The organism is Mycetocola sp. Y444 (assembly GCF_059445295.1).
Genome location: NZ_JCAIUB010000002.1, coordinates 996,897 through 1,022,758, shown reverse-complemented (window position 1 = coordinate 1,022,758; position 25,862 = coordinate 996,897). Strand labels below are relative to the sequence as shown.

The 25,862-nt window shown below is 64.2% G+C and carries 21 protein-coding genes and 1 rRNA gene; 8 read left to right on the top strand and 14 right to left on the bottom strand.

All coding sequences use genetic code 11. The features are described 5' to 3' along the window. Both AC1C2M_RS11445 and tyrS read right to left on the bottom strand, forming a co-directional pair. Positions 1-63 (bottom strand): 16S ribosomal RNA (locus tag AC1C2M_RS11445); the annotation flags it as partial. Positions 64-635: 572 nt separating this feature from the next. Beyond that, the gene (gene tyrS / locus AC1C2M_RS11440; protein WP_495433058.1) at positions 636-1,931 is read right to left on the bottom strand and encodes a tyrosine--tRNA ligase; all 1,296 of its coding nucleotides are present in this window, start codon (positions 1,929-1,931) and stop codon (positions 636-638) included. A gap of 131 nt (positions 1,932-2,062) precedes the next feature. Here tyrS and AC1C2M_RS11435 point away from each other — a divergent pair, with 131 nt between their 5' ends. Together AC1C2M_RS11435 and AC1C2M_RS11430 are read left to right on the top strand one after the other, a co-directional pair. Then, positions 2,063-2,692: a DNA-binding protein gene (locus tag AC1C2M_RS11435; RefSeq protein ID WP_495436475.1), complete on the top strand. Its 630-nt coding sequence runs from the start codon at positions 2,063-2,065 to the stop codon at positions 2,690-2,692. Continuing rightward, a complete protein-coding gene (locus AC1C2M_RS11430; RefSeq protein WP_495436474.1) occupies positions 2,689-3,297 on the top strand; it encodes a hypothetical protein in 609 nt (202 codons plus the stop codon). The genes AC1C2M_RS11435 and AC1C2M_RS11430 overlap by 4 nt, the downstream gene beginning before the upstream one ends. 34 nt (positions 3,298-3,331) lie before the next feature. Here the strand turns inward: AC1C2M_RS11430 and AC1C2M_RS11425 are convergent, their stop codons facing one another. From AC1C2M_RS11425 to pnuC, 10 genes are all read right to left on the bottom strand, one after another. Next, a complete protein-coding gene (locus tag AC1C2M_RS11425; RefSeq protein WP_495436472.1) occupies positions 3,332-3,922 on the bottom strand; it encodes a DNA-3-methyladenine glycosylase in 591 nt (196 codons plus the stop codon). A 2-nt stretch (positions 3,923-3,924) separates the two neighbouring features. Then, positions 3,925-5,361: an argininosuccinate lyase gene (argH, locus tag AC1C2M_RS11420; protein ID WP_483405870.1), complete on the bottom strand. Its 1,437-nt coding sequence runs from the start codon at positions 5,359-5,361 to the stop codon at positions 3,925-3,927. A 4-nt stretch (positions 5,362-5,365) separates the two neighbouring features. After that, entirely contained in the window at positions 5,366-6,565 is a 1,200-nt protein-coding gene (locus AC1C2M_RS11415) for an argininosuccinate synthase (protein ID WP_108962794.1), read from the bottom strand. Positions 6,566-6,636: 71 nt separating this feature from the next. Beyond that, positions 6,637-7,560, bottom strand: a complete 924-nt coding sequence (gene argF, locus AC1C2M_RS11410; RefSeq protein ID WP_495436470.1) for an ornithine carbamoyltransferase — start codon at positions 7,558-7,560, stop codon at positions 6,637-6,639. Then, the gene (locus AC1C2M_RS11405; RefSeq protein WP_495436468.1) at positions 7,557-8,792 is read right to left on the bottom strand and encodes an acetylornithine transaminase; all 1,236 of its coding nucleotides are present in this window, start codon (positions 8,790-8,792) and stop codon (positions 7,557-7,559) included. Before AC1C2M_RS11405 ends, argF begins: the two co-directional genes overlap by 4 nt. Next, positions 8,789-9,715: an acetylglutamate kinase gene (argB, locus tag AC1C2M_RS11400; protein ID WP_483405867.1), complete on the bottom strand. Its 927-nt coding sequence runs from the start codon at positions 9,713-9,715 to the stop codon at positions 8,789-8,791. Before argB ends, AC1C2M_RS11405 begins: the two co-directional genes overlap by 4 nt. A gap of 2 nt (positions 9,716-9,717) precedes the next feature. Further along, entirely contained in the window at positions 9,718-10,869 is a 1,152-nt protein-coding gene (gene argJ / locus AC1C2M_RS11395) for a bifunctional glutamate N-acetyltransferase/amino-acid acetyltransferase ArgJ (RefSeq protein ID WP_495436466.1), read from the bottom strand. Then, positions 10,866-11,921: an N-acetyl-gamma-glutamyl-phosphate reductase gene (gene argC, locus AC1C2M_RS11390; RefSeq protein ID WP_495436464.1), complete on the bottom strand. Its 1,056-nt coding sequence runs from the start codon at positions 11,919-11,921 to the stop codon at positions 10,866-10,868. Before argC ends, argJ begins: the two co-directional genes overlap by 4 nt. Before the next feature lie 232 nt (positions 11,922-12,153). Beyond that, a complete protein-coding gene (locus AC1C2M_RS11385) occupies positions 12,154-14,676 on the bottom strand; it encodes a DEAD/DEAH box helicase (protein WP_495436463.1) in 2,523 nt (840 codons plus the stop codon). Positions 14,677-14,890: 214 nt separating this feature from the next. Then, complete coding sequence (pnuC, locus tag AC1C2M_RS11380) at positions 14,891-15,580, bottom strand: nicotinamide riboside transporter PnuC (protein WP_483405863.1); 690 nt, start codon at positions 15,578-15,580, stop codon at positions 14,891-14,893. Positions 15,581-15,643: 63 nt separating this feature from the next. Here pnuC and AC1C2M_RS11375 point away from each other — a divergent pair, with 63 nt between their 5' ends. Further along, positions 15,644-17,158 carry an SDR family NAD(P)-dependent oxidoreductase gene (locus AC1C2M_RS11375; protein ID WP_495436462.1) on the top strand — a complete coding sequence of 505 codons (1,515 nt, stop codon included), beginning with the start codon at positions 15,644-15,646 and terminating at the stop codon, positions 17,156-17,158. A 655-nt stretch (positions 17,159-17,813) separates the two neighbouring features. Here the strand turns inward: AC1C2M_RS11375 and AC1C2M_RS11370 are convergent. Further along, the gene (locus tag AC1C2M_RS11370; protein ID WP_495436460.1) at positions 17,814-19,103 is read right to left on the bottom strand and encodes a GAF domain-containing protein; all 1,290 of its coding nucleotides are present in this window, start codon (positions 19,101-19,103) and stop codon (positions 17,814-17,816) included. A gap of 526 nt (positions 19,104-19,629) precedes the next feature. On the opposite strand from AC1C2M_RS11370, the gene AC1C2M_RS11365 reads away from it, so the two are divergent. From AC1C2M_RS11365 to zapE, 4 genes are all read left to right on the top strand, one after another. After that, on the top strand, positions 19,630-20,202 hold the full coding sequence (locus tag AC1C2M_RS11365; protein ID WP_495436459.1) for a hypothetical protein: 573 nt from the start codon (positions 19,630-19,632) through the stop codon (positions 20,200-20,202). Between the two features lie 511 nt (positions 20,203-20,713). Beyond that, positions 20,714-21,277, top strand: a complete 564-nt coding sequence (locus tag AC1C2M_RS11360) for a GNAT family N-acetyltransferase (protein WP_495436457.1) — start codon at positions 20,714-20,716, stop codon at positions 21,275-21,277. Between the two features lie 295 nt (positions 21,278-21,572). Then, positions 21,573-21,959: a tautomerase family protein gene (locus tag AC1C2M_RS11355; protein WP_483405860.1), complete on the top strand. Its 387-nt coding sequence runs from the start codon at positions 21,573-21,575 to the stop codon at positions 21,957-21,959. Positions 21,960-22,060: 101 nt separating this feature from the next. Further along, positions 22,061-23,098, top strand: a complete 1,038-nt coding sequence (zapE, locus tag AC1C2M_RS11350; protein ID WP_495433050.1) for a cell division protein ZapE — start codon at positions 22,061-22,063, stop codon at positions 23,096-23,098. 1,368 nt (positions 23,099-24,466) lie between these two features. Here the strand turns inward: zapE and AC1C2M_RS11345 are convergent. Next, entirely contained in the window at positions 24,467-24,901 is a 435-nt protein-coding gene (locus AC1C2M_RS11345; RefSeq protein WP_495436456.1) for a hypothetical protein, read from the bottom strand. Between the two features lie 238 nt (positions 24,902-25,139). Here AC1C2M_RS11345 and AC1C2M_RS11340 point away from each other — a divergent pair, with 238 nt between their 5' ends. Further along, positions 25,140-25,628 carry a GNAT family N-acetyltransferase gene (locus AC1C2M_RS11340; RefSeq protein WP_483405856.1) on the top strand — a complete coding sequence of 163 codons (489 nt, stop codon included), beginning with the start codon at positions 25,140-25,142 and terminating at the stop codon, positions 25,626-25,628. The last annotated feature ends 234 nt before the right edge of the window (positions 25,629-25,862 follow it).

Genomic DNA, 25,862 nt, shown 5'->3' with positions numbered 1-25,862 from the left:
GACTTGCATGTGTTAAGCACGCCGCCAGCGTTCGTCCTGAGCCAGGATCAAACTCTCCGTAAATGTTTAATTGCCAAGCACCCGAAGGTGCCGGCACATTGTTTGCGGTAACGAACCGGAATAGGTTCAGAAACCGCGAGTTTGAAACTGACAGAACAAATCATTACTGACTTGCTTTGTTGTTTAAATGTTTTCCAAAGGAATCCGTAACCCAACCAGAAAAGGTCGAGTCAACGGGTATTTGGCATTTGACATTGTGCACGCTGTTGAGTTCTCAAGGATCGGATGCTCCCGCTTTTCACCCTTCCGGGCTGCTCCGCAGGGCAACTTCTCTACCCTAGCACCAGTTATTTGCCATCCTGACCACGCTCTTCCCGAACCGAAATTCGTTCAGACTCGTATCGAGTTGGACCCTGGTGGAGGGTCATCCTCAGACGCCGATCGACCCGAATAATCGAGTGTCTTCGTGTCTGAAGAAGTTCGTCCCGCATGAGGCCGGCGAGCTAAGCTCAGCCGCACCTTTGGGGTGACAAGTAAGTACTTTACGTTCAGTGCGGCCAGCTCGCAACTCGCCGGTGCAGGTCGGGCGTGTCGCCCGGGGCGACCCCCGCGGACACCCCGACCGGGGCGCTCGACTACGCCGTAAACACGCCAGCGAGAGTCTTCTTGCCCCTCCGGAGAACCGCCACTCCCCCGGCCAGGGTGTCATCGAGAACGGCAGACTCATCGGTGACCTTGGCGTTGTTGAGGTACACGCCACCCTGCGCAATCGCACGGCGTGCCTCGCCGATGCTCGAGGTGAGCTTGGTGTCGACGAGGAGCTGGGTCAGCGGAACCCCGAGCGCAGCGGTCACATTCGGGAGTTCGGAAAGCGCTGAGGCGAGCGTTGCGGCGTCGAGACCCGTCAGTTCACCCTGGCCGAAGAGGGCTGCGGACGCGGCGATCGCGGCATCCGTTGCGTCGACACCGTGAACAAGAGAGGTGACCTCGTACGCGAGTCGCTTCTGTGCTTCCCGACGGAACGGCTCGGAAGCCACAGCTTCTTCGAGTCGCTCGATCTCTTCGCGAGTGAGGAAGGTGAACACCTTGAGCCGCGCGATGACATCGGCGTCGTCGGAATTGACCCAGAACTGGTAGAACGCGTACGGACTCGTCATCTCGGGGTCGAGCCAGACGGCGTTGCCCTCGCTCTTGCCGAACTTCGTGCCGTCCGAGTTGGTGATGAGCGGGGTGCCGATGGCGTGCGCGCTCTTCCCCTCGGCCTTGTGGATGAGGTCGGTTCCGCTCGTGAGGTTTCCCCACTGGTCGCTGCCACCGGTCTGCAACACACAGCCGTAGCTGCGGAACAGCTCGAGGAAGTCCATGCCCTGCAGGATCTGGTAGCTGAACTCGGTGTAGCTGATACCCGCGTCGGAGTTGAGGCGTGCGCTGACGGCATCCTTCTTGAGCATTGTCCCGACCCGGAAGTACTTGCCGACGTCGCGGAGGAAGTCGATGGCGGAGAGCGGCGCCGTCCAGTCGAGGTTGTTCACCATGCGTGCGGCATTGTCGCCGTCGAAACTCAGGAACCGGGAGACCTGGCCCTGCAGTCGCTCCACCCAGTCGGCAACAGTCTCGCGGGTATTGAGCGTGCGTTCGGCCGTCGGGCGTGGGTCGCCGATGAGCCCGGTCGATCCGCCGACGAGGCCGAGCGGCTTGTGGCCGGCGAGCTGGATGCGGCGCATGACCAGGAGCTGGACCAGGTTGCCGAGGTGCAGGCTCGGTGCCGTCGGGTCGAACCCGCAGTAGTAGGTGATCGGCGCGCCGGAGAGGAGCTCTTTCAGCTCACCCGCATCGGTCGACACGTGCACGAGTCCTCGCCAGACGAGTTCCTCCCAGATGTCGTCGAAGGTGGAATCATTCGTTTGGCTTGAGAGTAGTGACGTGGACACGACTCACACGATACCAGCGCACGTGTGCCCGGCCGCGGCGGATGTGAGGCTGAGACCTCACCCTTGACATGGTTTAGGTTATTTTCTAATATCATTGGAGTTATGCTTATGGGCTAAACCCGAGGAGTGCCATGTTCGTTCTCACCGCCGACCAGGTCGACAGCCGCAACACCGCAGACAAGGTCGCTGACACGCTTGCCGCTCTCAACTCCGAGTACGGCGATCGGCTACTCCTCCCTGCCGACCGAACGGCTGGCGATGAGTTGCAGCTCCTCGTCGACGATGCCGAGCTCGTCCTCTCCCTCGTCCTCGCGCTGACCCGTGACGGCGCCTGGAGTGTGGGCGTCGGGGTGGGTTCCGTCCGCCAGCCGCTCCCCGCCGATACCCGCGAAGCGACGGGCGAGGCCTTTTATGCGGCGCGGGATGCCGTCACGCGCGCAAAGAAGCAGCCGACCCGTTTCGCGCTCACCCTGGCCAGTGAAGAGAACGAGGACTCCCCCGCTCTTCGTGGCAGCGACGTTGAGGCGCTCGTGACGCTGCTGCTGCACCTGCGGGATCGTCGCACCGACGGGGGCTGGGAGTTGTACGACCTCCTGTCGAGCGGACTGACCCAGTCGGAGTCGGCCGACAGGCTCGGGATCACGCCGGGAGCCGCGAGCCTCCGTGCACGGGCCGCGGGAATCCGTGTCGAACGGTCAGCGTCCGAGGCGCTTGTTAGGCTACTCGACACCATCAACCCCAGCGAGGAGACCGAGGCATGACCCCGATCGTCGGCACGGTTCCCGGCACCATCTACTGGGTGCTCGTCCTCCTGCTCGCCGCGGCCTGTCTCGGTGTGATTTTGCTCGCGCAGTGGCGCCAGCGACCACGGTGGATCATCATCGCCGCCGTGATCCTCGCGGTCGACGTCATCCTTCTCGCGATCCCGTCGCCCGTCGTTCCGCTCGGCGTGCTCATCGCGCTCGGCGTGCTTTCCGTCGCGATCGCCGTGCTCGGGGGCGGCACCGCCACGAGCTATGTGCTCAAGCTCGCAACCCGCGGGCTCGTCCGCCCCGGACTGTTCGGCGGCATCCTCGTCACCGAGCCCGATCGTACCGGCCGCGGAACGGCGCGCGCGTCAGCCGGCGCCCAGCACGAGGTGCTGCGCGGTGGGCGCACGATCGGGTACCTCGAGCGGTTCGCCGTTGCGGCCACACTCATGGCCGGATTCCCCGAGGCCATCGCCATCATCGTTGCGATCAAGGGTGTCGGCCGGTTCACCGAGCTCGAGGCGCCCGAGGCCCGTGAGCGGTTCATCATCGGCACGTTCGCGAGCCTGATCTGGGCGTCGTCGAGTGCGGCGCTGTTCTACCTGGCGCTCAGCTGATCCGCTGCCGGTTGGCAGCGACCTGCGCCAGCGCTCAGGCCTTCGGATGCCGCTTGTAGGGTGACACGCTCGACTCACCGGGGATCCAGAACCGCCAGGGCAGGTCGGCACCGCCAGCGACACCGGTTCGGGGACCCGTCTCGTACGCGGCGGGCTCGGCCGCTGGTTCGAGCGAGAACGGCGGGGCAAACAGGTCGCTCCCGTTCTCAGCCAGGCTGATGCCGAGGGCGACGACGAGCCGCGCAGGCCCCTGCGCCAGGTCGCGGTCGCTCTTCGAGGTTGTCCGCCGGAACCGCGCCAGCTCGATACCCTCGACGATCTCGCCCGCACGGATCAGACACGCGGATGCTTCGCCCTCAGGTGAGCAGACCACATTGGCGCACACGTGCATGCCATAGGTGAAATAGCAGTACAGGTGCCCGGGCTCACCGAACATGCTCTCGTTCCGAGCCGTCTTGCCACGGAACGCGTGCGAACCCGGGTCGACTCCCTGGCCGATATAGGCCTCAACCTCGGTGATACGCACCCCGACGGTGCCGGCATCCGTCGTATGACGAAGCACCGCACCCAGAAGGTGCGGTGCTACGTCAACGGACGGGCGCTCGAAGAACGCGCGGTCGAACATTCTCAGGCGCGGAGTGCCTGCGACAGAACACGGACACGCTCGACCAGCTGGTGGCGCTGCTCGGCCACCCGGTCGGGAGCGGTTCCGCCGACGCCGTTGCGTGACGCAATCGACCCCTGGACGGTGAGCACATCCCGAACCGCCGGCACGAGGTGCTCGGAGATTCCGGCGAGGTCCTCGTCAGAGGGCTCATGGAGCTCGAGTCCGCGCTTCTCGCAGAACTGCACGAGCTCACCCGAGATCTCGTGCGCATCGCGGAAGCTGACGCCCTGTCGAACAAGCCACTCGGCAACATCCGTCGCGAGCGAGAAGCCCTGCGGGGCAAGCTCGGCCATGCGCTCGGTGTTGAAACGCAGCGTCGCAACCATGCCGGTGAAGGCGGGCAGCAGGACCTCGAGCTGTTCCACAGTGTCGAAGACCGGCTCCTTGTCTTCCTGAATGTCGCGGTTGTACGCGAGAGGAAGTCCCTTGAACGTCGCCAGCAGCCCGGTGAGGTTGCCGATGAGCCGACCCGATTTGCCGCGGGCGAGCTCGGCGATGTCGGGGTTCTTCTTCTGCGGCATGATGCTCGAGCCCGTCGAGTAGCCATCGTCGAGGGTGACGAGGTTGAACTCGCGTGTGTTCCACACGATGATGTCCTCGGCGAACCGTGACAGGTTGATACCGATGAGCGACGCAATGAAGGCGAATTCCGCGACAACGTCACGGCTCGCCGTCGCGTCGAGCGAGTTCTCGGTCGGGCGGTCGAGGCCCAGTTCGGATGCCACGAGCTGCGGATCGAGGCCAAGCGAGCTTCCCGCAAGCGCACCGGATCCGTACGGCGACGCCGAGGCCCGCTTGGTCCAGTCGGCGAGGCGCTCGAGGTCACGCACGAGCGGCCAGGCGTGGGCGAGCAGGTGGTGCGCGAGCAGCACCGGCTGAGCGTGCTGGAGGTGCGTGCGTCCGGGCATCGGGGCGTCGGCGTGCGCCTCGGCCTGCGAGGCGATGGCATCGATCAGCTGGATGACGAGGTGCCCGATCACGCGCGAGTGGTTCAGCAGGTACAGCCGAACCAGGGTCGCGATCTGGTCGTTCCGGCTGCGACCGGCGCGAAGCTTGCCGCCCAGTTCAACACCGGCGCGGTCGATCAGACCGCGCTCGAGCGCGGAGTGCACGTCCTCGTCGGCTTCGTCAGCAGTGAACGCGCCGGAGGCGGCGTCCTCTTCGAGGCGATCGAGGGCATCCAGCATGGCAACAAGCTCGTCGTCGCTGAGGTAACCCGCCGCGGCGAGTGCCTTGGCGTGCGCCCGTGAACCGGCGATGTCATATGGTGCAAGCTGCCAGTCGAACTGCGTCGACTTGCTCAGGCGAGCCAGTTCGGGTGACGGCCCGCTGGCGAAGCGTCCGCCCCAGAGTGCACCGGCTTCACTTGCCCGGTTGGTGGAGTCGTCACCCGACACGGCGCTACTCCTGACCTGCGTCGCGCCGAGCCGAGATCTTGCTCGGCAGCGACCACAGCTCGATGAAGCCCTTCGCCATCGACTGGTCGAACGTGTCGCCCGTGTCGTAGGTGGCGAGGTTGAAGTCGTAGAGGCTCGAGTCGCTCCTGCGACCGGTGACGACGGCAGAACCGGCGTGCAGCTTGAGGCGGATGTCGCCCGAAACGTGCTTCTGGGTCTCGTCGATGAAGACGTCGAGCGCCTTCTTGAGACCGGAGAACCAGAGTCCGTCGTACACGAGCTCTGCCCACTTCGACTCGACGGTGCGCTTGTAGCGCGCGAGGTCGCGCTCGATGGTCATGTTCTCGAGCTCTTCGTGTGCGGTGATGAGCGCGATGCCGGCTGGTGACTCGTAAACCTCACGGCTCTTGATGCCGATGAGGCGGTCTTCGACGATGTCGATCCGGCCGACGCCCTGGTCACCGGCGAGGCGGTTCATGAGCTCGACGGCCTGGAGCGGCGTGATGGACTTGCCGTCGTAGGCAACGGGAACACCCTGGTCGAAGGTGATGACGACCTCGGTCGGAGCTCCGGCCTGAGCCGGGTCCTTCGTGTAGGTGTAGAGGTCTTCGATCGGCGGGTTCCACGGGTCTTCGAGGAAACCGGTCTCAACGGCGCGACCCCAGACGTTCTGGTCGATCGAGTACGGGCTCTTCTTCGACTGCGCGATCGGCAGGTTGTGCTGCTCGGCGTAGACGATGGCCTTGTCGCGGGTCAGCGCGAGGTCACGGACCGGAGCGATGCTCGTCAGGTCTGGCGCGAGTGCGGCGACGGCGGCTTCGAAGCGGACCTGGTCGTTGCCCTTGCCGGTGCAGCCGTGCGCAACGCTGTTGGCGCCGAGCTCCTTGGCGGTGGATGCGAGGTACTTCGCGATGAGCGGACGGCTGAGAGCCGAGACCAGCGGGTAGCGCTTCTGGTACAGCGCGTTGGCCTTGAGTGCCGGCATCAGGTAGTCGCTGGCGAACTCCTCGCGGGCGTCGACGACAACCGACTCAACGGCGCCACAGTCGAGGGCGCGCTGGCGGATGACCTCCATGTCCTCGCCCTCTTGTCCGACGTCGATGGCGAGTGCCACGACCTCTTTACCTGTCGCATCCTTCAGCCATCCGATGCCGACCGAGGTGTCGAGACCGCCCGAGTATGCGAGTACGACGCGTTCCGCCATGAGATTCTCCTTGATTGCTTGTGGTTAAAAGTGTAGTGAAAGTGCCCGGATGGTCCGGGCTGGCCTGTGGGTCAGGCGCGTTCGAGCAGCCAGACGAGCAGCGCCTTCTGGGCGTGCAGTCGGTTTTCTGCTTCGTCCCAGATAATCGACTGCGGTCCGTCGATGACATCGGCGGTGACCTCGAAGCCACGGTCAGCCGGGAGGCAGTGCATGAATACGGCGTCGCTCTTCGCGAGCGCCATCATCTCGGCGTCGACCCTGAACGGGTTAAGCACGGCAACCCGTGCCGCCTTCTCCTCTTCCTTGCCCATCGACACCCAGGTGTCGGTGATGAGGACGTCGGAACCGGATGCCGCCTCGCGGGCGTCGCCGAAGAGGGCGATCGATCCGCCGGTCGTCGCTGCGATGCGTGTGGCGTCGGCGACAACTGCTGGGTCGGGAGTGAACCCCTCCGGTGACGCGATCCGCACGTTCATCCCCGCCGTCGCGCCGGCGAGCAGGTAGGAGTGCGCCATGTTGCAGCCACCGTCACCGACGAAGGTGAGGGTGAGCCCCGCGAGGGTGCCCTTGTGCTCCGTGATCGTGAGCAGGTCGGCGAGCAACTGGCACGGGTGAAACTCATCACTCAACGCGTTGACGACGGGAACCGTCGTGCCGTTTGCCATCTCCTCGAGTCCGGCCTGCCCGAAGGTGCGCCAGACGATCGCTGCGACCTGGCGTTCGAGCACGCGCGCGGTGTCGGCAGCGGTCTCCTTGCCACCGAGCTGGCTCGACGCGGTGGAGATGATGAGCGGCGATCCACCGAGGTCGGCGATGCCGACGGCGAACGACACCCGGGTGCGGGTCGACGACTTGTCGAAGATCACCGCAACGGTCTGCGGACCCTCGAGGGGACGACGCGAGAACCTGTCGCGCTTCATCTCGATCGCGAGATCGAGGATCTCGGCTTGCTCAGCGGGGCTGAGATCGTCGTCGCGGAGGAAGTGCCGGGTCATGTCGTGCCTGCAATCGGTGTTGTGGTGGGCGAAGGTGTGCCGTCGGCGATCGCTGTCACGCGATCGAGTGCCGCACGGAAGCGTCGGTCGAACTCAGCGAGCTCGGCGTCGCCGATGATCAGTGGAGGCGCGAGCCGGATCGTTTGGGGGTTCGGCGCGTTGATGATGAGGCCCTCGGCAAGTGCCGCCGAGACGAGCGCCGGTGCGACGGGTTCGGTCAGCTCGATCCCGAGAAGCAGTCCGCGTCCCCGCACACCGCCGATGAGCGGTGAGCCAATGCCGGTGATCGCGTCACGCAGTTGCTCACCGCGCGCCCGGGCATTATCGACGAGGCCAGCGGTCTCGATCTCGCCGAGCACGGCGTTGGCTGCCGCGGTCGCGAGCGGGTTGCCGCTGAATGTCGAGCCGTGCTGGCCCGGTGTGAAGAGGTCGGATGCCGCGCCCAAGGTCACGAGGGCGCCGATCGGCACTCCCCCGCCGATTCCTTTCGCGAGGGTCACGGCATCCGGAACGATGCCCTCCCGCTGGAACGCGAACCAGGACCCGGTGCGGCCGGCACCGGTCTGGATCTCGTCGACGATCAGCAACGCGCCGTGCCGGGTGGCGAGCTCACGGGCGCGGCCGAGGAACCCGGCCGGCAGCTCGCGCACGCCTGCCTCGCCCTGGATCGGTTCGACGATGATCGCGGCGACGGTGTCGTCGAACGCGCTCTCGAGCGCCTCGAGCGTGGCATCGATGTGGGTGACACCGGGCACCATCGGCTCAAACGCCTCACGGATGGACGGCTTGCCCGTGAGCGCGAGCGCACCCATCGTGCGGCCGTGGAACGAGTTGTTGAGCGCGAGAATACGGGTGCGGCGGCCGTCGCCGTTGTTGAGCCGCGCGAGTTTGAACGCCGCCTCGTTGGCTTCTGCCCCGGAGTTCGCAAAATAGACCCGGCCGGCATCCCCCGCACCGGTCAGCCGCTTGATCCTTGCGGCCAGTTCGAGCTGCGGTGCCGTGACGAAGTAGTTCGACACGTGGATGAGCGTTGCCGCCTGGGTGGCGATGGCCTCGACGAGCACCGGGTGGGCGTGGCCGAGCGCATTGACGGCGATCCCGCCGAGGAAGTCGAGGTACTCGCTACCGTCTTCGTCCCAGACCGTGCAGCCCGAGCCGTGGGTGAGCAGTGCCTGAGGTTCGCCGAAGACGCGCATCATGTCGTGCGCGGCGACGAGGTGCCAGTCCTTCATGAGTCCTCCCCTACGATCTGTGTTCCGATGCCCTGCTGGGTGAAGACCTCCAGCAGGATCGAGTGCTCGAGCCTGCCATCGATGATCGCCGCGTTGCGCACTCCGCCGTCGACAGCCTCGAGACACGCGGCCATCTTCGGGATCATTCCCGATTCGAGCGCCGGCAGAAGATCGCGCAGCGCCGTGGTCGAGATGACCGACACGAGCGAATCACGATCGGGCCAGTCACTGTAGAGGCCTGCGACATCGGTGAGGATGAGGAACTTGTCGGCGTTCAGAGCCACAGCGAGAGCGGATGCCGCGGCGTCAGCGTTCACGTTGAGCACCTGGCCCGGCGCGTCGCCGTCAGGCGCGATCGACGAGATGACGGGGATGAGTCCGGCGTCGATGGCGTCGAGCACGGTCTGGGGCGCCACCGACACGACGTCGCCGACAAGACCGAGGTCGACGGTTTCGCCGTTCACGACCGCACCGCGGCGCGCTCCGGTGAAGAGCGTTGTTGCCGCTCCGGACTCGGTGCTGCTCGCCGCTTCGCCGCTCAGTCCGATCGAGAAGCTGCCGTGCTCGTTGATGAGCTCGACGAGGTGCGCGTTGACGTCGTGGTTCAGAACGTCGCGAACAACGGTCATGGCCTCGGGCGTTGTCACCCGGTAGCCGCCACGGAATTCGCTCTCGATGCCGAGCTCGGTGAGCCGTGCCGAAATCTGCGGTCCACCTCCGTGCACGACGACGGGCTTGAGGCCCGCGTGGCGGAGGAAGACCATATCTTCGGCGAAGGCACGGGTGAGTTCAGGACTGACCATGGCGTTCCCGCCGAACTTCACGACGGCAATGGCACCGTGGTAGCGCTTGAGCCACGGCAGCGCTTCAATGAGCACCGCGGCTTTCGCTATGGCGTCTGTGGTGGCTGCTGTATCCGTCATCATCAACTCGAGTACGCGCTGTTCTCGTGCACGTAGTCGTGCGTGAGGTCGTTGGTCAGGATGGTGGCCGACTCGGTGCCCTCTTTGAGATCGATGACGACCGACACCGCACGTCCGGTGAGGTCCACGTCCTCGCGCGGGGCGTCCGGCGCCCCGGCGTGACAGACCCGAACCCCGTTCATCGAGACGTCAACGGCGTATGGGTCGAACACGGCCTGGGTGGTTCCGATCGCGGCGAGCACCCGGCCCCAGTTGGGGTCGTTGCCGAAGACGGCGGCCTTGAAGAGGTTGTTCCGTGCGACGGAGCGGCCGACCTCGACGGCGTCGTCTTCGCTCACAGCCCCGTTAACCTCGATGGTGATGTCGTGGCTCGCGCCCTCAGCATCGCCCTGGAGCTGGCGGGCCAGGTCGAGGCAGATCTCGCGGACGGCAGCGGCGAACGAATCGGCGTCGGGTGAGACCCCGGATGCTCCCGACGCGAGGAGAGTGACCTGGTCGTTCGTCGACATACAGCCGTCCGAGTCGAGGCGGTCGAAGCTGACCCTGGTGGCCGCCCGCAGCGCGCGGTCGAGCTGGTCGCTGGCGAGATCGGCGTCGGTGGTGAGCACGACGAGCATGGTGGCGAGCCCTGGCGCGAGCATCCCTGCGCCCTTCGCCATTCCGCCGATCACCCAGCCGTCGCCCTCTACAACCGCCGTCTTCGCGTGGCTGTCGGTGGTGAGGATCGCCTCGGCGGCGTCGGTTCCGCCGTCGGTGCTGAGCGCGGCTGCAGCCGTTGCGACGCCGGGCAGGAGCTTGTCACGATCGAGCTGCACGCCGATGAGGCCGGTCGAGCAGACGAGCACGTCGCCGGCTGAGACCTCGAGTGCGGATGCCACGGCCTCGGCTGTGGCGTGGGTGGTCTGAAAGCCCTCGGGGCCGGTAAAGCAGTTCGCGCCGCCCGAGTTGAGCACGATCGCGTTGACCGTTCCGTCGTCGATGACCTGCTTCGACCAGAGGATCGGGTTGGCCTGCGCACGGTTGCTCGTGAACACGGCGGCGGACGCATGGCGGGGTCCGCGGTTGACGACGAGCGCGAGGTCCTTGCCGCCCGAGTCCTTGAGGCCGAGTGCGATCCCTGACGCTTCGAATCCCTGTGCTGCGGTGACGGTCACGGTGCTACTCCGTTCAGAGGAAGCCCAGTTGCTTCGTCGAGTCCCAGCGCGATATTCGCTGACTGGATGGCGGCACCAGCGGTGCCCTTGGCGAGGTTGTCAACGGCGGTCACGACGACGACGCGGCCGGCCGCTTCGTCGACGGCGAGCCCCATCAGCATGGTGTTCGCGCCGATCACATCGGCGGTCCGGGGGAACTCCCCCTCCGGCAGGAGCTGCACAAAGGTCTCGGAACCGTAGGCGTCCTGCCAGGCCGCACGGACGGCATCCGCACTGGTTCCCGGCACGATGCGGGCGGTGCTGGTCGCGAGGATGCCGCGCGACATCGGCACGAGGACCGGCGTGAACGAGACGCTCACGTCGGTGGCGCCCGCCGTGCGAAGGCTCTGCGCGATCTCGGGGATGTGCCGGTGGGTGCCGCCGACCGCGTATGGGTTGGCGGAGCCGAGGATTTCACTCGCGAGCAGGTTGGTCTTGAGCGCCTTGCCGGCACCGGACGGCCCGACCGCGAGTACCGAGACAATGTCGGTCGCCTCGATCACTCCGGCGAGGATGCCTGGCACGAGCGAGAGGGCGACGGTGCTCGCGTTGCAGCCGGGGGCCGCGATCCGCCGTGCGCCGACGAGGTTGTCGCGCTGCTTGATCGAGCCCGTCGGGGTGCTGAGCTGAAGCTCCGGCACGCCGTACTGCCAGGCGCCGTAGTAGTCGCCGCCGTAGAACTGTGCCCAGTCGGCCTCGCTGGTGAGGCGGTGGTCGGCGCCGCAGTCGATGACGAGCGTGTCGGCGTCGAGCTGGGCGGTGACCTCACCGGACTTGCCGTGCGGCAGGGCGAGGAAGACAACATCGTGCCCGGCGAGGTTCTCCGGGGTGGTGTCGGTCAGGGTCAGGTGCGCGAGCGACCGCAGGTGCGGTTGCACGGATGCCAGTGGCTGGCCCGCATTGGAATGCGCGGTGACGGTGCGGATGTCGAAGTCGGGGTGGGCCGCGAGCAATCGCAGCAACTCGCCCCCTGCGTACCCGGATGCTCCGGCTACGGCTACAGAGAAGGACATGGCTCTACCTTATTGAGGTGATGAACGATGGATGGTCGGCGGCGCCTCTCGGAACCGTGCCATGCACCGTTCGCCCAGCGTCGCCTATCGTCGCTCTGAGGTGTTACGGCGTCGACGAAGTGCGCTCGGGGCGAAGCCCTGGGCTGAAACACTGCTGTCGAAGATGGCCATTCCTCGACTTTAGCGGGTTCCGAGCGGCATCCGCCAATCGACGGCGTGCTCCGAACCGAACCTAGAGGGAATCCACCGCGGTGACGGTGACAACGGCGAACCCCTGCTCGTCGGACTCAGCGAGGTCGACCGTCGCGCTGATCCCCCAGTCGTGGTCGCCGGCCGGGTCATCGAAGATTTGCCGGGCGGTCCAGACGGGCCCCGACTCATCGAGGATGAGGAGCTTCGAGCTGCGCGCGTCTGGTCCGGTGAGGATCTGGTCGTGCAGTTCGTAGTAACCGTCGAGCGAGTTGGCCCAGCGGTCGGCGTCGAATCCGGATGCCGCGTCCAGCTCCCCGAGGGCGTCGTAGTCTTCCAGCGCGGCCAGTTGCACCCGGCGGAAGAGCTCGTTCCGCACGAGGATGCGGAACGCCCGAACGTTGGAGCTGAGGCGCTGCGGTGCTGGCGGAACAATCTCGCCCGCGTGCTCGGCGTGCTTCTCCGGGTCGGGGTGGGTGAGTTCTTCCCATTCGTCGAGCAGGCTCGAGTCGACCTGGCGCACGAGCTCGCCGAGCCACTCGATCAGGTCGAGCAGGTCTTCGTTCTTGGCCTCGTCGGGGATGGTCTGGCGGGCGGCGCGGTACGCGTCGGACAGGTAGCGCAGCACGACACCCTCGCTGCGGGCGAGCTTGTAGAACGCGATGAACTCACCGAACGACATCGCGCGCTCGTACATGTCGCGCACCACGGACTTCGGGCTGAGCTCGAAGTCGCGGATCCACGGTTGGGAGGCGCTGTAGGTCTCGAAGGTGATCGTCAGCAGTTCGTTGAGCGGCTTCGGGTAGCTGACCTCCTCGAGCAGCTCCATCCGCTCGTCGTACTCGATGCCCTCTGACTTCATCGCGGCGACAGCCTCGCCCCGGGCGAGGAACTGCTGCTGGCTGAGCACGGCACGCGGGTTATCGAGGGTCGCCTCGACGATGGAGATCATGTCGAGCGCATAGCTCGGGTCTTCGGGGTCGAGCAGTTCGAATGCGGCGAGCGCGAATGGCGACAACGGCTGGTTGAGCGCGAAGTTGGGCTGCAGGTCGACGGTGAGCCGGATCGTTCCGTCTGCCGACTGCTCGACGATGCCCGAGTCGCGGAGCGTGCGGTAGATGCCGAGGGCGCGTCGGGCGAGCTCGAGCTGGCGTTTGAACGGTTCGTGGTTGTCGAAGACGAGGTCGTGGACGTGCTTATAGACATCTCCCCCGCGGCCGATGACGTTGATGAGCATCGCCGAGGTGATCTGCATGCTCGACGTGAGCGTCTCCGGTTCAGCGGCGACGAGGCGCTGGAAGGACGGCTCTCCCCAGGAGACGAATCCGTCCGGTGCCTTCTTGCGGATGATCTTGCGCTTCTTCTTCGGGTCGTCGCCGGCCTTCTTGATGGCGTTGAGGTTCTCGGTTTCGTGCTCAGGCGCCTGCACGACGACGGTTCCGGCCGTGTCGTAGCCCGCACGCCCGGCGCGACCGGCGATCTGGTGGAACTCGCGCGCCTTGAGCTGGCGCATCTTCACGCCGTCGTATTTGGTCAGCGCGGTGAACAGCACGGTGCGAATGGGAACGTTGATGCCGACGCCGAGAGTGTCGGTGCCGCAGATCACGCGCAGCATACCCTGCTGCGCGAGCTGCTCGACGAGACGGCGGTACTTCGGCAGCATGCCCGCGTGGTGCACACCGATGCCGGCACGAAGCAGCCGGGAGAGGGTTTTGCCGAAGCTGGTGGTGAACCGGAAGCCGCCGATCGCCTCGGCGATGGCATCCCGTTGTTCCCTGGTCGCGACCTTCATGCTCGACATCGACTGGGCGCGCTCCATCGCGGCGGCCTGCGAGAAGTGCACGACGTAGATCGGGGCCTGGCCCGTCGTGAGCAGCTCATCGACGGTCTCGTGAATCGGCGTGGTCTCGTAATAGAAGTGCAGCGGCACGGGGCGCTCGACACCGGTGACGCGGGCGGTCTCGCGCCCGGTACGGCGGGTGAGGTCTTCGGCGATCTCCGTGACGTCGCCCAAGGTTGCCGACAGCAGGATGAACTGGGCGCGCGGCAGTGACAGCAGCGGCACCTGCCACGCCCAGCCGCGGTCGGGGTCAGCGTAGAAGTGGAACTCGTCCATGACGACCTGGTCGACCTCGGTGTCTTCACCGTGGCGGAGGGCGAGGTTGGCGAGGATCTCTGCGGTGCAGCAGATGATCGGGGCGTCGGCGTTGACCGAGGAGTCGCCGGTCATCATGCCGACGTTCTCGGCGCCGAAGATCGCGACGAGGGAGAAGAACTTCTCGCTCACGAGTGCCTTGATCGGGGCCGTGTAGAAGCTGCGCTTGCCCGCGACGAGTGCCGCGTAGTGCGCGCCGACCGCGACGAGCGACTTGCCGGTGCCCGTTGGGGTGCTGAGGATGAGGTTCTGCCCGGAGACGATCTCGATGATCGCTTCGTCCTGTGCCGGATACAGACGGATGCCGGTGGCGGTGACCCAGTCGCTGAATGCCTCGTAGACGGCATCCGGATCGATCGCCTCGCCCTGTGTTGTCGAAAGGGCGCGCGGGTCGAGCAGCAGAGAAGTCATTGTGCTTCGATCATGCCCTACTCGGCTGGCAAGCCCGCGATCTGCGCTCGCTGTGCCCTTCGCGATCTCCGCGGTCGCCGTGGTCTCCGTGGTCTCCGTGGTCGCCGTGGTCTCCGTGCCGAAAGCATCCGCTCCGGTCGAGAACATCAGTTCCGCCGGATGCTCTCGACCGGAAGTGGTGTTCTCGCGTCGACGTGGCCTCGGCGAGCGCCCGCTACCGCTTCACCGTCGGGTCGGGGAACGCCGTCTCGATCGTCAGTGAGTTCTTCTTCTGCACGCGCATCCAGATGAAGAAGCCGACGAGGGTGAAGCCACCATAGAAGAGGTAGAGGACCGCTGAGGCGTAGTACCCGGCGCTGACCAGGAGCGGAACGCCGACGATGTCGACGGCGACCCAGATCAGCCAGAACTCGACCCAGCCCTTGGCCATGCCGTAGGTGGCGAGGAGTGAGCCCATGAAGATCCAGGCGTCTGCCCAGACCGGTTCGTACGAGCCGAGCGCGCGGAAGATCGGGGTCAGCACGAGGGTTCCGCCGACCAGGCCGAGGATGAGGAACACCCGAACCTTGTTCGACGCCCAGTGCGGGGTGACCGCGGTCTGCTCGCCCGAGTTGCGGCTGTTGCGCCACTGCACCCAGCCATAAATGGAAACGATGATGAACATGACCTGGCGGCCAGCCTGGCCGAGCAGATTCACCGGGTTGGGGGTCCCGAAGACCGCGCCGAGGAACACCGTGAACAACAGCAGGTTGCCGACGATACCGACCGGCCACGCCCACACCTTGCGGCGCATACCGCCGACTGCGCTGAGCATGCCAAACAGGTTGCCGATGACCTCGCGCCAGAGGATGGTCTGGTCGCCGATTACCAGCTGGGCATCAAACAGCCACTCGATCGGGTTCATAGTGCCATCCTTCCACTCGGGAGCGCGGCGTTCTCGCAGATGACCTCAGGTAAACTTGCCCAAATGACCGACGCCATCCGTGAATCCGACATCTCCGGCGCCGGAATTGACCCCACTGAACTCGAGACAACGCTCCGAGTCCTCGCCTCGATGAACACTCTCGACGAGGAACACCCTGACTACATCACCGTACGCCGGGCAACCGCGGCGATGTTCAAAGCCGTCAAACGCAACCGTCGCCGTGAACTGCGCGACACCATCGCCAACGCCGACAAGGCGGTCATCGCGGCCACCGCGACCGGGGCATCCGATCGCATCGATGACGAGACGCGCGGCATCCCCCTCTCGACCACGATTGAGGCGCCCACCGCCGGAGAACTGCTGAAGCCGCGCAACTGCTACATCTGCAAGCAGCCATACACGCTCGTCGACGCGTTCTATCACCAGCTCTGCCCCGACTGCGCCCGGTTCAGCCACGGCAAGCGCGACGCCCGCACCGACCTGACAGGCAAGCGTGCGCTGCTCACCGGTGGCCGCGCAAAAATCGGCATGTACATCGCCCTTCGTCTTCTGCGCGATGGCGCGCACACGACGATCACGACGCGGTTCCCGCGGGATGCCGTCCGTCGCTTTGCGTCGCTGCCCGACTCCGCCGATTGGCTGCACCGTCTCCGCGTGGTCGGCATCGACCTGCGTGACCCGGCCCAGGTGATCAGCCTCGCCGATTCTGTCGCAGCGCAGGGTCCACTCGACATCCTCATCAACAATGCGGCGCAGACCGTGCGCCGCTCCCCCGGCTCCTATTCGCTGCTGGCGGATGCCGAGCTGCAGCCGCTCCCCGATGGCCCTCTTCCTGAGATGGAGACGTTCGGGCACACCGCCGATCAGCACCCCGAAGCGCTGCAGGCATCCGTTTCAGCGCATCCGCTGCTGTCGGTCGCGTCGCTGGCCGGGACAGTGGCCGAAGCGGGCGCACCCGCACTGACCGCGGCTGACCTTGCGAACCTGGCCATGGCGCCGGGATCGTCGTCGCTCCAGAAGCACGCGGACGGCACCGCCATCGACGCCGGTGGGCTCGTGCCCGACCTGCAGACCACCAACAGCTGGGTGCAGAACGTTGAGCACGTCGACCCGCTCGAGATGCTCGAGGTGCAGCTCTGCAACACCACGGCGCCGTTCCTGCTCATCAGCAGGCTCCGGCCCGCGATGGCTGCGTCTCCTGCGCGCCGCAAGTACGTGGTGAATGTCTCCGCGATGGAGGGTCAGTTCTCCCGTCGCTATAAGGGGCCGGGCCATCCGCACACGAACATGGCGAAGGCAGCGCTTAACATGCTCACCCGCACCAGCGCGGGCGAGATGCTTGAGACCGACGGCATCCTCATGACCGCCGTCGACACCGGTTGGATCACCGACGAGCGGCCGCACCCGACGAAGGTCCGCCTCGCGGAGGAGGGCTTCCACGCTCCGCTCGACCTCGTCGACGGTGCTGCGCGCGTCTACGACCCGATCGTGCGTGGCGAGGCCGGCGAAGACCTTTACGGATGCTTCCTCAAGGACTACAAGCCCGGCGCCTGGTAAACGACACCCGCACCAACCGCTTCAGTTGGTCGGCAGTCGAGCAATGTGCTTCCGGACCGATTTCCGGTGTCTCATAACTAACGACGAGTAACGCCATACAACCAGAAGGTTATGCGACGTAGTTATGAGACTCGACGGGTTTCGAGATTCCGCCGAACGCCGGAAACACGGGTCACGAGTCGTGAGATGTCTCGTTTCCCTAGGGATATGAGACGTGTGGCGACGGCGGCGTCACGTAAGACGCGCCCGAGCGGGAATCCTTAACGGGCGGGGCTTGCGGGACGTGGCCGCCCGGTAACTTCATCGCGGGAGTGAACGCCGGGAAGCGTCCGTAGAACGTCCTGCTCGCGGACGACCAGTGGGCCGTGACGGCGGTCCTCTTCTCCTTCTCGGAGCAAAAACAAAGCGCTTCGGCAACTTGAGTGGCGTATTCACCGCGTGGTGTGAAGCGTTCTGGCGGTCTCCTCCAAGCGCTCAGCTGTGCGAAGTAGGTGCAATGCCTTCGCTTCGGGGCGCAATAACTCAATCTCATCCAGCACGTTGGACCCTTTTGACTTGGCCCTCATCCTTCAGCCCCCAGAACAGGCTGGCTGCCCGCTGGCGCGTGTGGCTCGCGCGCTTCGAGCCGGCGGCGGGACTTCATACCCGTCGGACCTCACTCGGCGTGGCCCTTTGCAGCAAATACATCTCTGATGCGGGAAATGGCAGTGTCTATTTCAGTCGTGTGGCGGTCTATTGTTGGTGCGTGCTGCGGGTTTTCGGCGGCAAGCATTTGTAGCCCGAGCCCGGTGGCGTAGAGCTGCTGTATGACGTTGTCATGCAGGTCGCGGGCAATTCGGTCGTGGTCTTCTGTGATGTCTCGGCGGTGTCGGACAACTGCGGCTGTTGCTGTTGTGATCGCTTCCCCTGCTTCGAAGGCGAAGTCCGCGAGGGTCGCTCTTTCTGAACGAGTAAAGCCCGCCTCGCCCGGTTCACGCGCGGCGCAGAGCGCGTAGTGTGCTCCGCCAGGCAGGGCCAGAGGCGCCGCGATGTGCGGTCCAACAATGTCCCACGGCCCTTCCGGCCGTAGTACGGTGCGGGGTTTATCGGATGCAACGACCGTTTTCTCGTGTGCTGCCTGGGCTGCAATCGAGCTGAGCTCCCACTCGCCCTCAACCGCTTGAGCATGTCTACCCAAGGCAGCTTCGATTCTCATTCGTTTCTCACTCGGCACGGGCGCAGCGACAGCGACTATCGCAGCGGGGAACACTGATGGGAGTCCCGATATCGCCGTCCTGAGGGCCTCATCCTCGTCGAACGCTAAGAAATGAATACGCATTCCGGATGTCACCGCGCCCAGCCGCTGTCGACGCTCGGCTTCCTCGAAGCGTCGTGCGTTATCAATCGCCGCTCCAGCGAGGGCAGCGAACTGCGAGGCGAGATCCTCGTCAAAAGGGCTGAATGGGTCGCCAGGGCTGCGGGCGACATAAAGAGCTGCCCATTCCTCACCGCGCAACCTGATGGGCACCCCGAGATCGCTCTGCATCCCCGAGGGACGCGCGTTAGATCCGGAAGCCTTCGGGGCTTCAGCTCGGTGACCAACCCGGACGGGCCCGCCGCTTTCCATCACAGCCCTGAGCAGTTGATTCGGATGCGGCTGCTGCTCGCGGGGCGAACCCGCATCGGAGGGTAGTCCGCTCTGCACCAGACGCTCGATTTGTCCGTCGGGCTGGATCAGACCGAGAACAGCGTAACGCGCACCAAAAAGATCCACCGAAGAGTCAACAAGTCGCTGGAGAACCTGGTCAATCGTCCGATCGCCCGCGGCTGCCAGCCCGATCTCCGACAGGGTGCGTAGCTTGCGCTGCTCACTCCTTTCCTGCGCGATCTGGCCTTGGAGCTCGCGCTCCGCCATTTGAAGATTTTTGAACGTGACCTTCGACGCTGGAAGTATGCCGTCCGTCAATTTGCCCCCCTGCTGAGCCTCGTGCTTCTACCTAACTAGACCCGAACCCACAAATAACTCCCGGTGAGGGTGGTTTAATCCCCCTGCTTGCCTATTGCTGTGGGTAGCGGTGTGCCGCTTGAGGGTAGAGGTGTTGCCGTTGAAATGATAGAGGCTCACATCCCGGCTCAGCCGGTCAACCATCTTCGGGCTTCCATGAATCAACACGTACCAGCGGGGGCAGAACACGCCGGTCGCTCGGGAACCGGCGATCCTGAAGTGTCTCGTAACCTTCGTGTCTCAAAAGCCATGGGATACGAGACGGTGCGATCGGTACTGATCGCGAGAGGCGACGGGTGAGACGGCTCATATCACTAGGGATATAAAACAGGAAGGCACCCCGGCGGGACTTTCCTGGGCGAGCAAAGCGGACCCCTTGGCGGCGACGAGCTGCGGAAGCTCTGACGGGTCGGAGAGCCGCTGGTGGACCGGCTGTGGGCGAGTTGAAATGAACTCCTGGTTTGGTGGGGACCACTAGCCTCGAACCATGGTCAACATCCGGCGTGAAAGCAGCAACAGCAACGGTGACACTCGCGTCGCCTTGATACTCCCGGGCGCCGGATACACCGCGCAAGCCCCTTTGCTCTACTGGCCAATATTGGCTCTCGCTGAAGCCGGCTGGGATGTGTGGAGCGTCGACTGGCACGCGGACATCGACGAGGCGGCGCGCCAAAACATGCAGGGCTTTGTCGAATCAGCGTTGGCCAACGCGGAGGAGGCACTACCCGCACCACCCGAATTGGTGGTCGCAAAGTCGTTAGGAACCTTTGCGCTTCCCCACTTCGCGCAGCAGGATGTACGCGCCGTATGGCTTACACCGATCCTCACCGATCCTGTCGTCGCCGATGCTTTGGCTCGAGTAAATCCCGGACGGCACCTCGCTATCGGAGGTACGGCCGACCCCTCTTGGCGCCCTGACCTAATCGGCACCACATCCGCCCGCCTTGTTAACGTCGAAGCAGCCAATCACAGCCTCGAACTGAAGTCGAAGCCGTGGCGCGAGACAGCGGAAACTCAACTCACGATCGTCGATCAGGTCCTCGCCCATTTGCTTCGCTGAGGAACCGCTATCGATTTGGCTGGTGCAGAGGGACCACGCTCCCAAGTCCACCTACCGTGCGATTTCTTCGAGATGAGCGGCGCATCGGAAGAGTGGCAGCTCGCTAATGTCGCATCCGTACACATGCCGTGGACTGGGCTGACGATATCGCCGCGGCAAGCGACTTCGTTATCTACGTCGAGGTGCGGGCCCCGCAGAGCACGAGGCTCGCCCGGCTGGCCAGCCGTGACCCCAGCGAGCTATAGGTGACAGCCAAGAACGAACTGTCTCATAACCTGACTGTCTCAAAACCCATGGGTTTCGAGGCATTCAAACCGCCTGAACAGCCGCTGATACACGGCAGCAGCAGCGATGGTTGACTGATCTCGTGACGGACGATGATTCCCCTCCTGCCCCGGACTATCGGCGAAGCAGCACGCCGACCCCCCGCCTAACTGCGGAGATGCGCGCGACTTTCGTGGCGAGGTCGTTTCCGGGCGCCTCGGCCGCACTCCTCTGACAAGATAAAAGAGTGCCCACCTCTCCATGGCCTGCGCGCAGCGGGGCCCTGCTCCTCCGAGACATGCGACCCGACGATCTGCCACAGTTGGTCGCACTGCGGAACAACCCTTCCGTGAATCACTTCATGCTGCGCACCCACGTCGACCCCGAGGCGTGGTGTCGAGAGTGGATGGCGATCCCGGACAGCGAAACGGACTATTCCTGCGTTGCCCAGCTCGATGGAGAGATCGCTGGTCTGGGCTTCCTCGACGTTATCGACGGCATGGGCCAGCCCGGGATGCCTGAACGCACGCAGGGCGTCATGGGTTACATGCTCGAACTCGACCTCGCCGGGAGGGGGCTCGGGACCGACCTGGCCCGTGGTCTTCTGTCCGCAGCATTCGACTCGCTCGAACTACGGCGCGTCATGGCGAGCTGCAATGCCGACAACGTCGCTTCAGCCCGCGTGCTCGAAAAGGTCGGCATGCGACGGGAGCAGCACGGGGTCCAAGACTCCTGGCATGCCGAGCTGGGCTGGGTCGACGGCTACCAGTACGCGCTCCTGGACCACGAATGGCGTGACATGCACCCGTAAACCAAGCGTCTCGCATCCTGAGTGTCTTGAGACCCATGGGATACGAGACATAGGGATCGCTTCTCGAGCCATCCGAGGTAGCTCGTATCGCGATGGTATTGATCATCGGTCGGCGATGTTGTCACTTAGGAGATTCCTGAGCGGGAAATCTCACATGGGCGGGGCTTGCGCCACTTGCGGCCTGGAACCTTCGTCGTGTCAGTGAACTGTTGGGAAGAGTCCGTTGAACGTCCGTCTTTCGAGATTCAGATTCAGGCCCGGGCGACGCGTATCGCGTGGGCTACGAAACTAGAGCATGGCTCAAATCATTGTCTACGGACATAAAGCGGCGCTTGCCCCTCGCATCTCTTCGCTGTCCGACGCGATCCACACAGCGGCGGTATCGGCGCTCCAACTGCCGGTCGAGAAGCGATTCCACCGCTTCATCACTCTGGACCCCGAACAATTCATAACGCCTACAGATCGTTCGATCGACTACACCATCGTCGAGGTGAGCATGTTCGAGGGTCGCTCGACGGACACAAAGAAGGACTTCCTCCGCGAACTCATCAAAAATATTGCGGCGGTCGGCGTCACCCCCAACGACCTTGAGATCACCATCACCGAGACGCCTCGTGCGAACTGGGGAATCCGGGGAGTGCCCGCTGACGAATTGCAGCTCAACTACTCCGTGGAAGTCTGAGCACGCAGGGCGAACGCGGAGACGAGTCCGTTGAACGTCCGGTCTGGGGGGGGTAGTCGATAGGACGCTTCCGCCACTCCTTATCCCCTAGAGTTCGACCTGTGGCCAGTGTTGGGATCGTGAAAGAAGGGCAACGACTGTCCGCTGCGCTGGATGCCGCAGCAATCCGCGCTGGCATCGCTCTCGACCCTGCACAATTGCTTCTCGTCGACCGGCTCGCAGTCCTCAGCGCCGATATTGAACGCCGAAACTTGCGCCGGTCAACGACGCAGAGCCTCTACATCCATGGACCAGCCGGCCGCGGTAAGTCTTGGCTGGCCGACGCATTCTTCGTCGCCCTCCCGACTGTTCGCAAGACCCGGGTTCACTTCCACAGGTTCTTCGATGATCTTCATCGGAGCATCGAGGACCACCGCTCGGAGCGCGACGCCGTAGAGCGCGCCATCGACGATCTGACCGGCAATAATCAACTGCTTTTCTTTGACGAGCTGCATGTCCACGACTCAGGCGATGCCCGTCTACTTACACGGCTACTTGAGCACGTGTTCCGCCGCAAGCTCACAGTTCTTGCGACATCGAACTATGCCCCCGACGATCTGCTCCCCAACCCCATTTGGCACCACATCTTCGAACCGGGTATCGACCTCATCAAGAACAACATGGAGGTCTACAAACTCGGCGGTGCCACCGACTATCGAACCACTCGCGAGGATCACTCCACCGGGTTCGCGGCCGGCGTTTGGGCGCGCGAATCGCCGACGCCTGAACCGCGTCCGGAGGAGGCAACGAGCGTTGCTGTGCGAGGCCGCCAATTTCCGGTATTAGCGGCACGGCCCGGCGAACTGCGAGCGACGTTCGCCCAGCTCTGTGGATCGCCCACATCCACGATCGAGTATCTCGCATGGGCGCGATCATTCCCTCGATGGGTCGTCAACGACGTCCCAAACTTCGAAGATGCCGATCCAGAGGCGCAACAGAGATTTATCAACCTGATCGATATTCTCGTGGATGCTGACGTGTGCGCCACATTTGTCTCCTCCCACAGCCTCAGCTCGTTTCTCAGCATCGCGTCGCGTCGCCCTGACGCTTTCCGCATGGCGAGCCGGCTGCAACTCCTCCGCGACTCCGACGATTTGTGATCGAGAGGCATTCTGTTCAGAATGCCTCTCGATCAGGGTTCCTGACTGTCTCGAAACCCATGGGATACGAGACGTGTGCCAGGCATCGAGACATGCAGAAAACAGAGCGAGACGTCTCGGATCCTCTATGCATGTGCGACATGTGGCAGGTCCCCGGTTCTTGCGCGGCGGACTGAGTGCTGGGACTATCGGGTGTGGCGATACTCGCTAGCCCCCGCCGCTTCTGGCCAGGATTTGTCGGTGTCGGAATAGCAGCCGCGTTCGTTGCTTTCGTTCTGGTGGCACCGCCCCTCGGCGGCGGTGCCTGTATGGAGTCGTATCCGCTGCAATGCCCGGTAGTAGAGGTCGTGGGAAGCGGCCTTGCCGCAACCGGTGTCGGGCTGATCGCGTGCGTGCTGGTGCTCTTTTTCGCGAGCAAGAGTCATACCCCTAGAGTGCGCGTCTCCAGCATCGTGTTGGGATTCGTGGCTCTCTTCATCGTCATAATTGTGGGCATGAATTTGTCGTTGGCGCACACGGTTGAGCTCCGCTACTACTAATCTGCCTCCCGGCTTCGATCCTTCGAACGTTCGCGTTGCGCGACACTCCTTGCGGCGTAGATGCGTTGGCGCGATGATCACCTGGTGCACTGTCAAGCGAGAGAAGCCGATGGGAGTTGACTCGGACCGATCTGCGGATCGCGTTGTCGTCCCCGACGTGGTCGGCACGATTTTCAGTATCGGTCGGGCTTTGGCGACCGAAGCCGGCGTCACGCTGGCGAACCCCGACCTCGACGGCCTCCCGATCGGTGCTTTGGCGTGGCCGAGCATCTTCATCATCACGCGTCAGGAGCCGGAACCGGGCACCATCCTTCATCGTTGGGCCTCGGTGCAGGTGTGGGTGCGTGCCGATGAGGCATCGAGCAGCGTCACACTTCTCCCCCGCATCGACGCCGCCTTGGCTTTCTGCTCGGCTCGGGCCGCCGCCGGATTCGACGTTCCCAAGCCAGGTCACGTCGCTCGGAAGCTCCGCCATGGATATGAGACCACGGGTCAAACACTAGGGTTCCGAGACAGGAGACGACGAGCTCGAGCTCGTGCGCGTGACCCCGTCATCGGGCTGAATGTCGGGACAGCCAAACGGGTACCGTCACAACTGGGGAGTGGCGGAACATCCAGCCTCCGCGCGAGTACCCGTTGGAGGTGTCCGTCCTGCGGGGCCCATTGTGCATGGTTCTCGGCGGCTTCCTCCCAGCGGCAGAGACGCGAGTTCGCTTGCGCTTGGAGTTTGACGCTCCTCGCTACGCCCCGCAGCCGAAGGCTGCAGCTATCGGTCCGGCGTCAGGGCGTCGTGAAATGATGCGTTCTGGGATGACGGCTGTCTGAGCCTTCACTCGTCGCCCTGCCCGTAACGCTCCCATGCCATGTCGCGTTCATCGCCGGTGAGAAACTCGACCCTCAAAATGACAGGCGCTTTATCGAAGGACTCTTCTGATGCGCGAGGATCGGTGTTCAAACGCCAGGGACTCACCGGCCATTTCTCTGGGTGCGCATCCTCTGCGGTCGGTGCGCTGAGCGGCCCCTCATCTACCCGCTCTTCGGGAGTGTCGGGGTAAAGCCATTCCAAGTACCAGACAATGTCGTACGGATCGGAGTACCTACGCCACCAAAGCGCTCCACCCGTCTGCGTAACAGCCTGCTCCAACGAGAACGACACATAGCCCACCGGTGTTCCGTCGCGCCAAAGACGCCCGACAGTGTTGTCGAACACCGCAAGATGCGACGGATACATGCGATTCTCGGGCAACGAAGGATTCCAGGGCACGTTGGGTCATCTTTCTGAGAGTCCGCATTGGAGCGGGCTTTCGCCTCCCTGAGTCAACATACCGGGCCTCTGGGCGAAGCCGCCGATGTGATCCCTCGCAGCGACTTGCGTCCCACCGAAGATCCCGCCTAGGAGGTTCGCGGAACACCTGACTGTCTTGCAGAGATGACACCCCTGCGAGCATCTTCAGCGGGCGGGGTATCCGGGCATCTCGGGTTCTCAATAGGAGAATGAAGCGGTGCAAACCGAACTGGATTCGATCAACATCCGTCCGGCCGACCTCACCGGGCCTGACAACGACGCGGTGAGTCGCCTCGTTGAGGCGTACTTGAGGCAGACCGAAATCGAGAAAGTCTTGTATTTGGGCGAAGCCCACGTTGGTGCAGGCCTTCCCGATCGGTACCGAGCCGAAGTCGACGATCCTGCGCGCGCGTACGAGAACGCCGTCGTCTACGTCGCGGAGTTGGGTTCGCTGGTGGGAGTCGTCGTCCTCCAGCAGAACATGACAACATCCGAGATCAAGCGCGTTTGGGTCGATCCAAGCGCGCGCGGCCTGAGGGTTGGCTCAGCCTTGATCGATGCCGTTCTCAACCAGCAAACTCGTCCTCTCCGGCTAACCGTCTGGGATTGGCGAGACGATGCAGTGAGGCTCTACCGCACCCGCGGCTTTATCCCGGTCGAGTCCTGGGAAGACAGGCCCCGGCTCCTCTGCATGGAGCTTCGTTAGATTTCAGCCAATAGTGCCCGATGATTGAGCGTCAAACAGGCGCCGGCGCGGTAACGCTCGTGGCACCTTGAGCGCAAAGGTCGGACGGGTTTCGCACTGAGGGTTCTGTCTAAGGGACCCGCAGCGTCGCCGTGCCGCTAAAGACAACGGCGTTGGACCCACACTTTTGAGACACCGGTTCTGGCGAGTCTGGGTGGAGGTCCGTCTATTGCGGATGCCGACCAACGCGGTCAC

Excerpts from the sequence above, each read along its gene's own strand:
- AC1C2M_RS11435 (WP_495436475.1), top strand. The coding sequence starts at position 2,063 with ATGTTCGTTCTCACCGCCGACCAGGTCGACAGCCGCAACACCGCAGAC.
- AC1C2M_RS11430 (WP_495436474.1), top strand. The coding sequence starts at position 2,689 with ATGACCCCGATCGTCGGCACGGTTCCCGGCACCATCTACTGGGTGCTC.
- AC1C2M_RS11425 (WP_495436472.1), bottom strand. The coding sequence starts at position 3,922 with ATGTTCGACCGCGCGTTCTTCGAGCGCCCGTCCGTTGACGTAGCACCG.
- AC1C2M_RS11415 (WP_108962794.1), bottom strand. The coding sequence starts at position 6,565 with ATGGCGGAACGCGTCGTACTCGCATACTCGGGCGGTCTCGACACCTCG.
- argF (WP_495436470.1), bottom strand. The coding sequence starts at position 7,560 with ATGACCCGGCACTTCCTCCGCGACGACGATCTCAGCCCCGCTGAGCAA.
- AC1C2M_RS11405 (WP_495436468.1), bottom strand. The coding sequence starts at position 8,792 with ATGAAGGACTGGCACCTCGTCGCCGCGCACGACATGATGCGCGTCTTC.
- argB (WP_483405867.1), bottom strand. The coding sequence starts at position 9,715 with ATGACGGATACAGCAGCCACCACAGACGCCATAGCGAAAGCCGCGGTG.
- argC (WP_495436464.1), bottom strand. The coding sequence starts at position 11,921 with ATGTCCTTCTCTGTAGCCGTAGCCGGAGCATCCGGGTACGCAGGGGGC.
- AC1C2M_RS11385 (WP_495436463.1), bottom strand. The coding sequence starts at position 14,676 with ATGACTTCTCTGCTGCTCGACCCGCGCGCCCTTTCGACAACACAGGGC.
- pnuC (WP_483405863.1), bottom strand. The coding sequence starts at position 15,580 with ATGAACCCGATCGAGTGGCTGTTTGATGCCCAGCTGGTAATCGGCGAC.
- AC1C2M_RS11375 (WP_495436462.1), top strand. The coding sequence starts at position 15,644 with ATGACCGACGCCATCCGTGAATCCGACATCTCCGGCGCCGGAATTGAC.
- AC1C2M_RS11365 (WP_495436459.1), top strand. The coding sequence starts at position 19,630 with ATGGTCAACATCCGGCGTGAAAGCAGCAACAGCAACGGTGACACTCGC.
- AC1C2M_RS11355 (WP_483405860.1), top strand. The coding sequence starts at position 21,573 with ATGGCTCAAATCATTGTCTACGGACATAAAGCGGCGCTTGCCCCTCGC.